12 protein-coding genes are annotated in these 14,116 nt (G+C 44.8%); 8 read left to right on the top strand and 4 right to left on the bottom strand.

Annotated features, from left to right (window positions below):
• Window positions 1–277: 277 nt before the first annotated feature.
• From L8S15_RS06395 to L8S15_RS06370, 6 genes are all read left to right on the top strand, one after another.
• Entirely contained in the window at window positions 278–2,314 is a 2,037-nt protein-coding gene (locus tag L8S15_RS06395; protein WP_010437057.1) for a methyl-accepting chemotaxis protein, read from the top strand.
• A gap of 210 nt (window positions 2,315–2,524) precedes the next feature.
• A complete protein-coding gene (rlmA, locus tag L8S15_RS06390; protein WP_010437055.1) occupies window positions 2,525–3,340 on the top strand; it encodes a 23S rRNA (guanine(745)-N(1))-methyltransferase in 816 nt (271 codons plus the stop codon).
• Between the two features lie 75 nt (window positions 3,341–3,415).
• A complete protein-coding gene (locus L8S15_RS06385) occupies window positions 3,416–4,375 on the top strand; it encodes a ChaN family lipoprotein (RefSeq protein WP_016798151.1) in 960 nt (319 codons plus the stop codon).
• 253 nt (window positions 4,376–4,628) lie between these two features.
• Window positions 4,629–4,982 (top strand): hypothetical protein, encoded by a 354-nt coding sequence (locus L8S15_RS06380; protein ID WP_010437053.1) that lies wholly within the window; start codon window positions 4,629–4,631, stop codon window positions 4,980–4,982.
• A gap of 175 nt (window positions 4,983–5,157) precedes the next feature.
• On the top strand, window positions 5,158–7,044 hold the full coding sequence (locus L8S15_RS06375; protein WP_010437049.1) for a BCCT family transporter: 1,887 nt from the start codon (window positions 5,158–5,160) through the stop codon (window positions 7,042–7,044).
• Between the two features lie 193 nt (window positions 7,045–7,237).
• Entirely contained in the window at window positions 7,238–8,815 is a 1,578-nt protein-coding gene (locus tag L8S15_RS06370; RefSeq protein WP_010437048.1) for an alkaline phosphatase, read from the top strand.
• A 138-nt stretch (window positions 8,816–8,953) separates the two neighbouring features.
• Here the strand turns inward: L8S15_RS06370 and L8S15_RS06365 are convergent, their stop codons facing one another.
• Entirely contained in the window at window positions 8,954–9,391 is a 438-nt protein-coding gene (locus tag L8S15_RS06365) for a YcgN family cysteine cluster protein (protein ID WP_016767514.1), read from the bottom strand.
• 159 nt (window positions 9,392–9,550) lie between these two features.
• Here L8S15_RS06365 and L8S15_RS06360 point away from each other — a divergent pair, with 159 nt between their 5' ends.
• Window positions 9,551–9,799 (top strand): YkgJ family cysteine cluster protein, encoded by a 249-nt coding sequence (locus tag L8S15_RS06360; protein WP_010436940.1) that lies wholly within the window; start codon window positions 9,551–9,553, stop codon window positions 9,797–9,799.
• Window positions 9,800–9,899: 100 nt separating this feature from the next.
• On the top strand, window positions 9,900–10,589 hold the full coding sequence (gene aqpZ, locus L8S15_RS06355; RefSeq protein WP_016767513.1) for an aquaporin Z: 690 nt from the start codon (window positions 9,900–9,902) through the stop codon (window positions 10,587–10,589).
• A 95-nt stretch (window positions 10,590–10,684) separates the two neighbouring features.
• Here the strand turns inward: aqpZ and recR are convergent, their stop codons facing one another.
• From recR to dnaX, 3 genes are all read right to left on the bottom strand, one after another.
• Window positions 10,685–11,284, bottom strand: a complete 600-nt coding sequence (gene recR, locus L8S15_RS06350; RefSeq protein WP_010436925.1) for a recombination mediator RecR — start codon at window positions 11,282–11,284, stop codon at window positions 10,685–10,687.
• A 78-nt stretch (window positions 11,285–11,362) separates the two neighbouring features.
• A complete protein-coding gene (locus tag L8S15_RS06345; protein WP_009848672.1) occupies window positions 11,363–11,692 on the bottom strand; it encodes a YbaB/EbfC family nucleoid-associated protein in 330 nt (109 codons plus the stop codon).
• A gap of 151 nt (window positions 11,693–11,843) precedes the next feature.
• The gene (dnaX, locus tag L8S15_RS06340) at window positions 11,844–14,102 is read right to left on the bottom strand and encodes a DNA polymerase III subunit gamma/tau (RefSeq protein WP_280572114.1); all 2,259 of its coding nucleotides are present in this window, start codon (window positions 14,100–14,102) and stop codon (window positions 11,844–11,846) included.
• Window positions 14,103–14,116 lie beyond the last annotated feature (14 nt).

The raw sequence follows: 14,116 nt of genomic DNA, 5'->3' as shown, positions 1-14,116 counted from the left end.
GTCTACAATCTCACCACTCCCCAGAGCAATGGCATGTATCCAATAAGGAGTAGCGTATATCCTGAAAAGTCATAGCGCATAGCCACAACAGCCTTCCTCGTATTGGTTCAAATCAACACCAGATCACCATTTATCAGTTTAATTTATAAAAATAACCATTAATTCATTAATTCATTAATTATTATCAATCCATGCCGATAAATAAGTTCTTATGATATAAAACTCAATAGTAAAACCAAATCTAACAACACCTAAATGAAGACAGGATAGTGAATTCATGTTCGATAAATACAAAAATCAAAGTGTTGGTTTCCAACTTAAGCTAGTGATTTTACTTTGCTTGCTGATCGCCTTTGGTTCAATTGCGACCCTCGTGTATCGAAATGCCTCACAGGTATTATTAGACAACACACTGAAAGAGCATCAGTCAAAAGTCGAAGCAATGGCCAAAACAATATCTGGTCAATTTGATGCCTACCTGCATACCGCCGAAGTTTTAGAATCAACTTTTCGTAACGGTTACCTAGCAGGTGTTTATGTTGAAAGTTATGACGTTGAGTTCAACGGCCATTCGATTCCTAACATGACGCAATATGGTGAAAGCCTGATCAACGACACCAAACTCGTTGATAGCTTTACTCGTGATACAGGCGCAGTAGCAACATTGTTTGCCCCATTCGGTGAGGACTTCATTCGTGTATCAACATCTCTTAAAAACCCTTCAGGTGATCGAGTAGTTGCTACTACGCTAGGACGAAACCACCCAGGCTATAACAAACTCAAAAGTGGCCAGCCTTATTACGCTCAAGTAAAACTATTCGGCCAGCGTTACATCACCTACTACGCTCCCTTAACCAATGCTCAAGGTAAAGTTAATGGTGTGTCTTTCATTGGCTTACCCGTTGAAGAAGCAACTCAGAGCTTATTTGAGTCTTTGCGCTCGGTATCATGGGGAGACACCGGATACACCATCATTGTTGATAATGAAAAAGAACATCAAGGTCAGTACTTATTGCATCCTACCCTTGCTGGCGGTGGCAAATCGATTATTGATGTCGCCGATTACGATGGCAACAAACCTTTCTATCAACTCTTCGAACAATCATCAGGCCTGATCCTATACCCATATGAGTATCAAGGAACAGTAGGTGAAAAATATCTGGTATACACCGACGTTCCGGGTTGGGGATGGAAGCTACTTGGCGGCACGTTCATTAAGGAAGTGACCAAAGGCAGTGACGAGCTTCTGAAGCTTATCGCTATCATTGCGACCTTGATTGCCGCCGCTACAATCGTAGTGTTAACTTTCGTTTTGAACCATACACTAACACCGCTAACAACCTTAAACGAATACATGATGCGTTTAGGGAAAGGCGAAGTCAGCCTACATATTCCAAACTCAGGTAAGCAAACAAAGAATGAAATCAGTAACCTAAATACAGGGGTTGCAACCATGGCTGCCCAGTTGAATACATTAGTGGGTGAAATTCGCGCGACCAGTGATCAAGTTCAAAATAGCTCAAGCAGTGTTTCTCAAGATGCAAGCCACAACTTAACGCAATCTGACCGTCAACAGGCGCAAGTAGAACAAGTAGTAACAGCAATAGAAGAGATGGCGACGTCGGCTGAATCCGTAGCTCAACAAGTCAACAGCATTGCTGAAAACGTCCGTCTGGCAAATGACGATAGTCAGCAAGGCTTAGAGGTTGTTGAAGGTGTGTGTATTGATGTTGCTCAGCTCAACGATCAGCTAGATAAATCAGCATCAGCGATTGAGCAAGTAAGCGCTGATAGCGAAAGCATCCAAACTGTTACCAAAATGATTGATGACATCGCAGAACAAACCAACTTACTTGCGTTGAATGCTGCGATTGAAGCTGCACGTGCTGGAGAACAAGGCCGTGGCTTTGCCGTTGTTGCTGACGAAGTGAGAACGCTGGCTCATCGTACTCAAACCTCAGTACAAGACGTGGTAAGCATTATTGAGAAACTAAAAGCTTCCACTAATAATGCCGTAAATCTAATGACGCAGAGCCAATCGAATGCCAACCAAGTACTCGATAAAGCGCAAGAAGCCGGTACAGCACTAGAATCCATTGCTTCTCAGGTTGAGTCTATTGCTTCTCAAGCTGAAACTATTGCTGCAACATCTGAAGAGCAAGCTCAAGTTTCTCAAGAGATAGCCGCCAACGCACATGCAATCAGCGACCTAAACCAACAAAGCCGAGAAACCAGCGCTAAGACATCTCAAAGTGCTGATGAACTTCAAAAGCAAGCTGAGTCATTGAAAAATCAAGTGAACTTCTTTAGCTAACCATTTATTTAACTAAAGACTTAGTGATTAGCCTTGGTTAATAACTTTAGTAAATAGCTTGAGTTCACATATCGCTGCGTGAACTCAATAACTTCATATAGAGCCAACACCTCGTTGGCTCTACTTATTTAAGGCAACCTCGTTTACGCTAGCGCCCCTCTTTGCTTCCTGTTAAAATTTCGCCCTTAAGATATCTACCTCGAGTTCGCAATGACTTACCAATGCCCTTTGTGTCACCAACCTTTATCTCAAAACGATCGTACGTTTAAGTGTGAAAAGAACCATCAGTTCGACCTAGCGAAAGAAGGCTATGTCAATTTGATGCCAGCACACCACAAACGCTCAAAAGATCCAGGTGACAACAAAGAGATGATGCAGGCTCGTCGCCGCTTCCTTGAAGGCAACCACTATGACCCAATGCGCCAAGCGGTGGTGACATTGTGTTCTCATTATCTACCAGCAGAGGCACCTGCCCTATTGGATATTGGTTGTGGCGAAGGTTATTACACCAACGAAATTGCGGTAAACCTAAAAGAAAAGAATGGTGCTACTTTTGGCCTAGACATTTCTAAGATCGCTATCAAATACGCGGCTAAACGCTACCCTGCAGTCGACTTCTCGGTTGCATCAAGCCACCGCCTACCCTTTGCTGAAAACAGCTTAGACGGCATTCTACGCATTTACGCGCCTTGCAAGGCTGAAGAGCTGCAACGCACCATCAAAGATAATGGTGTGGTGATCACCGTGACACCCGCTAACCGACACCTGTATCAACTGCGTGATGCAATTTATGATGGCGTTCGCTTACATGACGAAGATCCAGAAGTGATCGAAGGTTTTACGCTTGAACACCAAGAACAACTAAACTATATGATGGAACTATCGGGGTCAGATGCATTCGACCTGCTACAGATGACGCCATTTGCTTGGAAAGCGAGTGAAGAGTTTAAACGACAACTCACCGATGCAGAGCAATTCAACTGTGAAGCTGACTTTATGTTGAGAGTGTACCGCAAACAAATTTAATTGATATTGATTATCGTTTGCATTGAAATCTCATCTTGCCTCCTTTAGTATGCGTGTTCTTCAAGGAGGCATTTCATGCAACGTATTATTCTTATCGGATTAGCTACCCTGCTTACAGCTTGTGCTACTCAACCTTCAAACAACACTTCTCAAACAGTGGCTAACACGCAAACAAAAACCGTTTTCACATTTTATGATTACCAGTTTGCTTCCCCACAAGGTAAAACACTTTCCCTCGATGCGTTACCCAAGCAACTGACAGAAGCTGACGTCGTTCTTATTGGAGAATGGCACACTCACTCTGCTATCCATCGCTTCCAAACCGATTTCCTAAAAGTGCGTCGAAACGCTACGCCAAACATTGCGTTATCAATGGAACAATTCACTCGAGAGCATCAAGACACATTAAACCAATATCTAAACGGTGAGATTGGCGAACAAGTTCTTATGTCTCAAGCCGCTGCTTGGCCAAATTACGAAAGTGATTATCGTGCGCTGGTTGAATTCGCAAAAGCCAACGATGTCGATATCATTGCGGCAAACGCACCAAAACCCTTTGTACAGTGTATCGGCCGTAAAGGATTATCCTATCTAGATCAGCTAACGACGGAACAACGCCAATGGATTGCTTCAGAAGTCGATACTGGCGATAGCTCTTACAAAGAAAAGTTCATGTCTTCAATGCATCACGGCACACCAGAGCAAACAGAAAAGCAATTTTCCGCTCAGGTAACCTGGGACGAAACTATGGCTGAATCGATTGTGGATTACCTAGCATCAAACCCTGAACAACAGGTGATCCATGTGGCTGGTAAATTCCACACCGAAGGTGGTTTAGGCACTGCAGCGTCGATTCTACGTCGTAACCCTGATTTGAAAATTGCCATCATCAGTCCAGTTGAAGAAATCTCATCGAATAGCAGTGACTACCAACTAAAAGTGCTTTCTCCACCGGCTCGTTTTGTTAAGAAAGAGAACCGAATGAAGGCATACAAGCACCTATCTAAGCGCGGATCCGATCTCAAGTGCGACTAAACTCGCTATCCAGACTTAATCTTATCCAAGTTTAGGTCTGGCATGCTACAAGTCTGGCAAACTAAAAGCTTGTTCAATCGCGCCCTAAGATAAATATTGATATCGGCATAGGAATTGCTTAATTACCAAGCAGTTTTGATTAAGCAGATGAAAATGTAATGTGCGAATAAAAAAACATCACCATGGTGATTAAATGCACAAGTTTTTCACACCTCTGCCGATACTATATTTAAGGATAGGTAAGGAGAGCTATATGACGCCGGTAGGAACGAGTAATACCCAGCTATATTCACCTTCGCAAATGAACTCACAGAGTAAAAACAGTGAAGCTGAAAAGCCCGCGCCTCTTAAGGTTGAACAAAACACTGTTAAGCTTTCTAATGAAGGCAAAGCGCTCTTATCAGCCCTGAAAGAAATCGATAAAGAAGCAAAAAAAATTGAAGCAGAGAATGAAACCGTTACCGATAAGGTTGAATCATTTGCTCATGGCGCTCTAGGTATGGATCACCCAGACAAGATCGAAGAAGAAGACGACGGTTCGTATTCAGCTGGGCAATATTTGTCCGCAGCGGCAACCGTTGGTGGAATCCTTCTCGCTCTGGTCTAACACTTTATCGTTCTCCACTGCATCCCATCCCTTACGCTGCATCTCTTGCATTGCCCCTTTGCATAGAGTCTTTTCTATTGTAAAAAGTGATTTGTCGTCACGACAACAGACCTGATTTGTCCTAAAAAACGAGTTCACTCCATAATTCCGCTCTCATTTTAATGGAATAATACTCGTGAAAAACACTTTTGAGCTTATTGACAAGCCGACCTTTTTTGGTGCGATAGCACTCCTACTCACGATCGTCTTCCCGCTGATTATGTTCCCTACTCAAGGAGCAGACTGGATTGCGGTAGCTAAAACTTTTATGACCGATCAACTCGGCTTTCTATATTTAGCGCTTGGCCTAGCAGCGTGTGCGTTCATGGTTTATGTTGTCTTCAGTGATATGGGACAAATCAAACTTGGCGAAGCGGACGAAGAGCCAGAATTTAAAACAGCATCATGGGCAGCAATGCTGTTCTGTGGTGGTATCGGTGCAAGTATCTTGTACTGGGGCTGTATTGAGTGGGCTTATTACTATCAATCACCTCCTTTCCAACTGGAGCCAGGCAGTGAGGAAGCCGTTCGTTGGGCAGCGACTTATGGTCTGTTCCACTGGGGACCAATCGCATGGTCTATCTACTTGATCCCTGCGATTCCTATTGCTTACTTCTTCTATGTTCGTAAACAACCTGTTCTAAAAATCTCTAGCGCTCTAATGCCCGTTCTTGGTGAACACCGTAGTAAGGGCGTACCGGGAAAGATCGTCGATATCCTATTCATTTTCGGTCTATTAGGCGGCGCAGCCACAACTTTAGGTTTAGCAGCTCCTCTTATCACTGAAGGCCTTAACCACCTATTCGGTCTGCCTAAAAACAACCTAACTCAAGTGATGGTACTTCTGGTTTGTACTGCTATTTTTGCGTACTCATCTTATGCGGGTTTAGAAAAAGGCATCAAGATCCTCAGCAACATCAACTTCTGGGGTGCGATGGGGCTATTGGCTTTCGTTCTGATTGCTGGCCCTACGATTTTCATGCTGGAAACAGGCCTAGATTCAATTGGTCGCCTACTGTCTAACTTTTTCGTGATGGCAACATGGGCAGAACCATTTGGTGGTTACGGAACCTTTGAAAACACGCACTTCCCACAAGATTGGACCATTTTCTATTGGGCATGGTGGCTAGTTTTCGCACCGAGTATGGGCCTATTTGTTGCACGAATCTCTCGTGGCAGAACCATTAAACAAATGGTGTCAGGCTCAATCTTCTTTGGTTCATTAGGCTGTTTCTTATTCTTCATGATCTTAGGTAACTACGGTTTATCTCTACAGTTGTCTGGTGAGCTCGATGTCGTTGCTATCTTGAACGAAGAAGGCGCAACTAAAGCGATCTTCTCGATGCTGGCACAACTGCCAATGAGCACATTGGTGATCGCAGTATTCACACTGCTATGTATCATTTTCACTGCGACAACCTTTGATTCTATCTCTTATATTCTGGCTTCTGTAGTTCAGAACAACGTGACAGAAGAGCCGATGCGTTGGAACCGTATGTTCTGGGCATTTACACTTTCGTTCTTACCAACAATCCTGATGTTCTTGGGGGGGTTAAGTACACTACAAACCGCAGCAATCGTAGGTGGTTTACCACTACTAGCGATCTCTGTGATGTTGATGATTTCAGCCGTTCGAGCCACTAGCCTAGATCTACGTCATCAAGACGCGTACATCGAACCAACGATTAACATCGAAGAACTACCAGACATGGATCCATGGTCGGCAGAAGGTATGGCATTAGCACAGTTTGAAAAAGAGAAAGATGCCGCACAAGAGGCAGCTGAACATGAACGTGAAGCTTACAAAGCGCTAGCGGATGTTAAGAAAGAAATTCGTGCTTATGTTCTTGAACAAGGTGCGCAAATGGAAACACATGAACTTCCAGAAAATCTACAACAAGCTCTTGAGCAGGCTGAAAACGACTTAAGTACAGCTCAAGCGAAGAAAGTAGAGTTATCTGAGCAAGCTCAAAAAGCTCGAGTCGCGTTCAACCAGGTGGTTGCAGAACTGCCGCTTGCTTGACATTAGCCATGACATCGTCCGTTAATCTGGACGCTCCTAAATAAGACCAAGGCTCACAGAAATGTGAGCCTTTTTTTATGTTTTTCTAAAAACTTGAGTTATTGCTCACTTTCATGTTGATGAAACAAATATGAAACGACTTTGACATAAATCGGTGTTCTAATCATCCCGCTTATATAAAAAGGGATAACTAATGAAGCACTTTATGAAACCAATTGTTACCGCAGTGGTAACCTCTACACTCTCATTCAACGTACTTTCAGCAGAAATCAAAAATGTCATTCTGATGATCGGCGACGGCATGGGACCTCAGCAAGTTGGCTTATTGGAAACCTACGCAAACCAAGCGCCAAATTCCATCTATAAAGGGAACAAAACGGCCATTTATCAACTTGCTCAAGAAGGGGTTATTGGTTCATCCCTAACGCATCCGGAAGACGCAATCGTAGTGGATTCAGCTTGCTCTGCGACCATGCTTGCAACGGGTATCTACAGCGGTTCAGAAGTGATCGGTATCGATTCACAGGGTAACCATGTTGAGACCGTACTTGAGAAAGCGAAAAAAGCAGGCAAAGCGACCGGCTTAGTGTCCGACACACGCTTAACTCACGCGACCCCGGCTTCTTTCGCCGCTCACCAACCTCACCGTTCTTTAGAGAATCAAATTGCATCTGATATGTTAGCAACGGGCGCTGATGTGATGCTCTCTGGAGGGCTACGTCATTGGATTCCTAAATCGACCAACGACAAAGGTGAAACCTATAAGCAACTTGAGAAACTGACTCAAGGTGATGTTTATCTCAAATCGAAGCGTAAAGACGACCGTAACCTGCTGACTGAAGCAGAGAAAGACGGCTACCAACTGGTGTTTAATCGCAACATGCTAGACGACGCTAAGGGCGATAAACTACTTGGCCTATTCGCCTACTCAGGCATGGATGATGGCATCGCTTACAGCAACAAGAAAAAGAGTGGCGAACGAACTCAGCCAAGCCTGAAAGAGATGACAAAAAAAGCGCTCAACATCCTATCCAAAGATGAAGATGGCTTTTTCCTAATGGTTGAAGGTGGCCAAATCGATTGGGCGGGTCACAGTAACGATGCCGGCACGATGCTGCATGAACTGCTCAAGTTTGATGAAGCGATCCAAACTGTGTATGAATGGGCAAAAGATCGTGAAGACACGATCGTGATTGTGACCGCAGACCACGAAACAGGATCTTTCGGTTTCAGCTACTCTTCTAACGACTTACCAAAACCACAGAAACGTTCTGGCGAAGCCTTCGCTGATCGCGACTATGCACCCAACTTTAACTTTGGCGCATTCGATATTCTTGATGGTCTATACAATCAGAAGCAAAGCTACTACGGCATGATCAGCGAATTTCAAAAGCTAGATAAAGCACAGCAAACACCTGAAAAACTGGCCGAAATAGTCAACAAAAACAGTGAGTTCCCTATTACAGCGGAACAAGCGAAAAACGTATTAGCCAGTAAGCCGAACCCATACCGATTGGCTCAGCACAAATACTTGTCAGCAGAAGAAGTACCTGCTATCAACGATTTCGATGCATTCTTCCCATATAACGACCGTGGCAACCTGCTTGCTCGTGAACAAGCAACGGGTCAAAACATTGTTTGGGGTACAGGTACACATACTCACACACCTGTGAACGTGTTTGCTTGGGGCCCAGCTGAGAAAATACTGCCGGTTTCGAAAATCATGCACCACTCAGAATTGGGTGAGTACATTAAACAACAAGTAAACTAGCCTGAATCTTTTTTGCTCGTTTAACTTTAGCGCCCTCCGGGGCGTTTTTTGTTTTAAGCCTTTAAGTTAAGTAATTAAGTAAGTTTTAAATTTAGGCGACGCAAAACAGCCGCTCAAAAGCGGCTGTTTTTAGAATAACTAACGGTTCGGGTGGTTTAAAATGTGGTCTTCCCAATCGACAACATCAATTTCGTACACCACTTTATTACGAACACTTTCGCCTGCTGCATGCATCTCTGTTTTTGATCCGGTGATCAATGGGTGCCATTCAGGAATAGGCTTAGATTCTGATAAAAGGCGATAAGCACAAGTATCTGGTAGCCAGTGAAACTCGTCGATCTTGTCACGAGTCAGCTTCAAGCACTCTTCACCAGAAGTGAAACGGTTCGGGTAGTCTTTACACGAACATGTTTTGTCGTTTAACCAGCTACATGCCACATTGGTGTAGTAAACTTCATCGCTATCTTCATCCATTAGTTTATGCAGGCAACACTTACCACAACCATCACACAGTGATTCCCACTCTTGCTCTGTCATCTGTTCTAGTGTTTTTTCTTGCCAAAATGGATTCGTCATAGGATTACTTCTTACTCATTTACTGGGGTGCGTGTTATACCGCTAGCCCATAAAAAGTTCAAGGATAATCATTGTTCATTCTTTGATTCAATCAACAGCTGTCACTCTCATCATTTTTTGCTACTATCGCGCCCCCTGCTATTTAGTGAGTTTAATTTGATGGAATGTCGTTTAGGTTGTGGAGCATGTTGTGTCGCTCCAAGTATTACATCAGCTATTCCTGGAATGCCCAATGGCAAGCCTGCGGGCGTGCGATGCATTCAATTAAATGAGCAAAATCTTTGTAAGCTGTTTGGTCTATCTTCGCGCCCTAAGGTGTGCCACCAATTCAAAGCCTGCCCTGTCATTTGTGGCAAGACCGACCAAGAAGCCCTTGATAACCTGATCGAATTAGAAGCGATTACCTAAGCGCATCTGCCCTTTTCTGCCTTCTATATGCTCAAGATTTCACAAAGTTACGAAATCTAAACTATCTTGTTGATACTGGTACAGATTAATAAGGATCGTTATGAATAGGTATATCGCAGAAATGTTTGGTACGTTTTGGTTGGTGTTGGGCGGTTGTGGTAGTGCCGTCTTAGCCGCGGCTTTCCCTGATGTGGGAATTGGCCTACTCGGAGTTTCCCTTGCCTTTGGTTTAACCGTACTCACTATGGCTTTCGCTATTGGTCATATATCCGGTTGCCACCTCAACCCTGCTGTCACCATCGGCCTATGGAGTGGTGGTCGCTTTGATGGCAAAGATGTTGCGCCTTATATTATTGCCCAAGTGATTGGCGGTATTATCGCGGGCGGCGTGCTATTTGTGATTGCTTCTGGCCAAGCAGGTTTTGACGTTGTCTCATCAGGCTTTGCTTCGAATGGTTACGGTGAACACTCACCGGGTGACTATTCGCTAACCGCAGCACTCGTGTGTGAAGTGGTCATGACCATGGTGTTCCTATTCGTGATCATGGGGGCAACCGATTCAAAAGCACCGGCTGGATTTGCACCTATCGCGATTGGTCTTTGTTTAACCTTGATCCACCTTATCAGTATCCCCGTCACTAATACCTCTGTGAATCCTGCTCGAAGTACTGGTGTAGCCGTATTTGTTGGAGACTGGGCTGTTTCGCAATTATGGCTATTCTGGATTGCACCGATTATTGGTGCCGTGATTGGCGCTGCGATTTACAAAGCCGTGCGCGGCTCTGATTAATCGTTTGAAAGGTTTTAGAATAGACACGTTCAAGGACAAAGCTTTATAACAAAAGAAGAAAAAGCCGCTTAGTGATTATTCACCAAGCGGCTTTTTTATATCTTATGACGACCGAGTAAGGAGTGCGAAAGCGTGGTGCCATCCACCAGCTCTAGCTCACCACCAACGGGAACACCATGGGCGATTCGACTTGCGTTCACTTCATGGGCATTGCATAGCTCAGCAATGTAATGGGCCGTTGCTTCGCCTTCAACCGTTGGGTTGGTCGCGAGAATAACCTCTGTGATATCACCACGACGTAAGCGGTAATCCAAAACATCGAGGCCAATATCACTTGGACCAATCCCATCAAGTGGCGAAAGGTGGCCCATCAACACAAAGTAACGGCCTGAATATTGGCCAGTTGCTTCAATTGCTGCAATGTCTGCAGGGCTCTCTACTACACAGATTTGACCATTTTCCTGACGTTTAGGGTTGGTACAAATATGGCAGGTATCTTCTTCAGTAAAAGTACGGCACTCATTACAATGACCAATTTCTGTCATTGCCTGGCTAAGAGCATCAGCCAACTGTAGGCCGCCTTTTCTATCGCGCTGTAACAAATGAAAGGCCATACGCTGCGCCGACTTGGGACCAACCCCAGGTAGACAACGTAAGGCCTCCATCAAATGCTCCAGCATATGACTGGTACGCATAGTTAACCGTTCTGATTTTCAAACGGTGACTTGTTCAACACAAACCACCACTTGAATTAACTTTAAAGAATAAGTTACTTAGAAAGGCATCTTCATACCTGGTGGAAGTTGCATCCCACCAGTTACGCCAGCCATTTTCTCTTTTTGAGTCTCTTCAACACGACGAGCCGCGTCGTTGAAAGCAGCAGCGATAAGATCTTCAAGCATCTCTTTATCGTCTTCCATTAGGCTTTCATCGATATCAACACGGCGAACGCTGTGGCTACCAGTGATGGTTACTTTTACAAGGCCAGCACCTGACTCACCTGTAACTTCCATATTCGCGATTTCTTCTTGAAGCTTTTGCATGCGCTCTTGCATTTGCTGGGCTTGCTTCATCATGTTGCCCATACCGCCTTTACCAAACATGTTAATACTCTCTGGTCTAATTAGTTTATTAAAATTTATTAAGCTTTGGTGCTTAAATGGGGGTTAAACCACAGTGATTCAACCCCTCGAGGTTCAGTTCTCAGATTTGCTTATCTAGGATGATACGCAGGTCACTAAACGTGAAAAAGCTCTATATAGGGCGAACACTGTCTCTGTCGAGCTCAGCAGCAAAACGCCTCTCAATAAACTGTACATTGGCATCGTTTTCCAAAGCGGTAAACGCGTCTTTCAACTTACCTTGGTACAATCTTTCTCTTAATTCGAGAGGTGTTTCTCCACCGTCACCGATTTCCACACTCAAATGACACTCTTCTCCGAGCACGGTATTGAGAGACTGTAACAACTCACTCTGTGCTCGATCCGTATTCAGGTGAGCTTGGCTCGATCTTAACGTTAAGGTGATTGATGTGCCATTTTTAGCAAACACTGAGTTCAATGCTAACTGTTCAACAAGCTTTGCTGTTTCCAGCTTTTGAATCGTGGCGGACCATTCATCTTGAGCAATAGATTCTTGCAGCAATTTATCAACCATTTCTGGTGTCTTAATGTGCTCTAACGCGCGCTTGATCTGAGTGGGTGTAAGCTCTTTACTCACCTCTTTCACTACAGGTTTAGACGGTTTCCAGCGATAAGGTTCATTATCATTGGCAACATTTTCTGTAGAAGAAGTGGATAACGAAGCGGGCGACACCCGCTCAGAACCACCGTGTTGCTGAGCAACTCGGTCAAGAACTGAAGTTTTAGCTGGTGTCGCTTTAGCCTTTTTTGGCACTGACCCTTTGTTTTCTGTTGCAGCACTGCCTCTACGTTGAGAACGCAATTGATGGCGTAAGCCACTCACTGGCGAGGTTGCGCGCGCTGGTTGCTCTTGCAAAACAGAAGGAGCAGAAGGTGCAGCGCTTGGCTGTTGAACCGGACTCTGGTTCTGATAATTCGTTTGTTGCTGCTGAGGCTGATCTGTACCGTAGCTAGGACGTTCGTCATAAGCCGGTGGCGCATCATCTTGGCTATGCGGGTAATCCTGTTCTGGATAACCTTGGTAGCCTGCGTGATCAGCGTAACCTTGCGAATCTGAATGTTGCCCCTGATTCTGCTGCGGTTGCTGTTGTATCGACGGTTGCGGTATAGCTTTCTGCTGAGGCGTATGTTGTTGCATCGGAACGGGCTGTTGAACCTGAGCTGGCTGTCTCGGAGCGGCCATTGGTGTAGATGGATTCACAGGTTGAGCAACGCTTTGAGCTTGAGTAGCAGGCGCTAGCACAGGACTTGTCGACTGAGTCGTGATAACTGTAGCAGCCGCTTGTTCAACCGGTCTAAACGCCAACATACGCAGAACCACCATCTCAATACCAACACGAGCGGTTGGCGATAATGACAAGTCTTCACGACCTTTCAGCACTATCTGGTAGTAGAGTTGGATGTCTTGAGGGCTTAACGCTTTGCTCAGCAGTTCTAGCCTTTCGGCATCAGGCTGAGCCTTATCTAAAGTAGACGGCAGAGCTTGATACATCGCCAAACGGTGTAGTTGAGTCGCAAGTTGACTCAGCAATCCATCCCACTCAACGCCATTTTCAGCAAGAGCTTGAATGCAAGCCATCGCTAATTGTGGCTGTTTACTGCTAATCGCTTCAAGAAGATGAATCGCTTGGTCGGTATCAAGTGTCCCGAGCATATGAGCAACAGTGTCTGTCACTACATTGCCATTGCCTAATGCAATCGCTTGATCTGTTAGACTAAGAGCGTCACGCATACTGCCATCGGCCGCATGCGCAATCATTCCAAGCGCACGAGACTCAGAAGTTACGCTCTCTTGCTCTAGAATATGATCAAGCTGCTCATGAATGTTATCCACGCTGATCGGCTTAAGGTGGAATTGCAGACAACGCGACAAAATAGTCACTGGAAGCTTCTGTGGATCTGTCGTTGCGAGCAAGAATTTCACATATTCAGGCGGTTCTTCTAAAGTTTTTAGAAGTGCGTTGAAACTGTGCCTAGAAAGCATGTGTACTTCATCGATAAGGTAAACCTTGAAGCGACCACGTGCAGGCTTGTACTGAACATTGTCCAGAAGCTCGCGGGTATCTTCTACCTTTGTTCGTGATGCCGCATCAATCTCGAGCAGGTCAACAAAACGACCTTCATCGATCTCTTTACAGGTTGGGCATTCACCACAAGGTGTTGAGGTAATGCCTGTTTCACAGTTGAGGCCCTTAGCAAACAAACGACCGATGGTTGTCTTACCGACACCTCGTGTACCGCTGAACAAGTACGCATGGTGCAACCTATTCTGGCTAAGGGCATTCTCTAATGCTGTTAAAACATGGGCTTGACCAACCACTTCTTTAAATTTGGTTGGTCGCCATTTTCGCGCTAACGCAAGATAGCTCATGAATAATTCCGAAA

This window comes from Vibrio sp. S/42/10 (assembly GCF_029890535.1).
In the GTDB taxonomy this organism is placed as follows: Bacteria; Pseudomonadota; Gammaproteobacteria; order Enterobacterales; family Vibrionaceae; genus Vibrio; species Vibrio cyclitrophicus.
The sequence above is the reverse complement of the archived record's forward strand: the minus strand, read 5'-3'. Positions and strand labels throughout refer to the sequence as shown.

Excerpts from the sequence above, each read along its gene's own strand:
- L8S15_RS06395 (WP_010437057.1), top strand. The coding sequence starts at position 278 with ATGTTCGATAAATACAAAAATCAAAGTGTTGGTTTCCAACTTAAGCTA.
- rlmA (WP_010437055.1), top strand. The coding sequence starts at position 2,525 with ATGACTTACCAATGCCCTTTGTGTCACCAACCTTTATCTCAAAACGAT.
- L8S15_RS06385 (WP_016798151.1), top strand. The coding sequence starts at position 3,416 with ATGCAACGTATTATTCTTATCGGATTAGCTACCCTGCTTACAGCTTGT.
- L8S15_RS06380 (WP_010437053.1), top strand. The coding sequence starts at position 4,629 with ATGACGCCGGTAGGAACGAGTAATACCCAGCTATATTCACCTTCGCAA.
- L8S15_RS06370 (WP_010437048.1), top strand. The coding sequence starts at position 7,238 with ATGAAGCACTTTATGAAACCAATTGTTACCGCAGTGGTAACCTCTACA.
- L8S15_RS06365 (WP_016767514.1), bottom strand. The coding sequence starts at position 9,391 with ATGACGAATCCATTTTGGCAAGAAAAAACACTAGAACAGATGACAGAG.
- L8S15_RS06360 (WP_010436940.1), top strand. The coding sequence starts at position 9,551 with ATGGAATGTCGTTTAGGTTGTGGAGCATGTTGTGTCGCTCCAAGTATT.
- aqpZ (WP_016767513.1), top strand. The coding sequence starts at position 9,900 with ATGAATAGGTATATCGCAGAAATGTTTGGTACGTTTTGGTTGGTGTTG.
- recR (WP_010436925.1), bottom strand. The coding sequence starts at position 11,284 with ATGCGTACCAGTCATATGCTGGAGCATTTGATGGAGGCCTTACGTTGT.
- L8S15_RS06345 (WP_009848672.1), bottom strand. The coding sequence starts at position 11,692 with ATGTTTGGTAAAGGCGGTATGGGCAACATGATGAAGCAAGCCCAGCAA.
- dnaX (WP_280572114.1), bottom strand. The coding sequence starts at position 14,102 with ATGAGCTATCTTGCGTTAGCGCGAAAATGGCGACCAACCAAATTTAAA.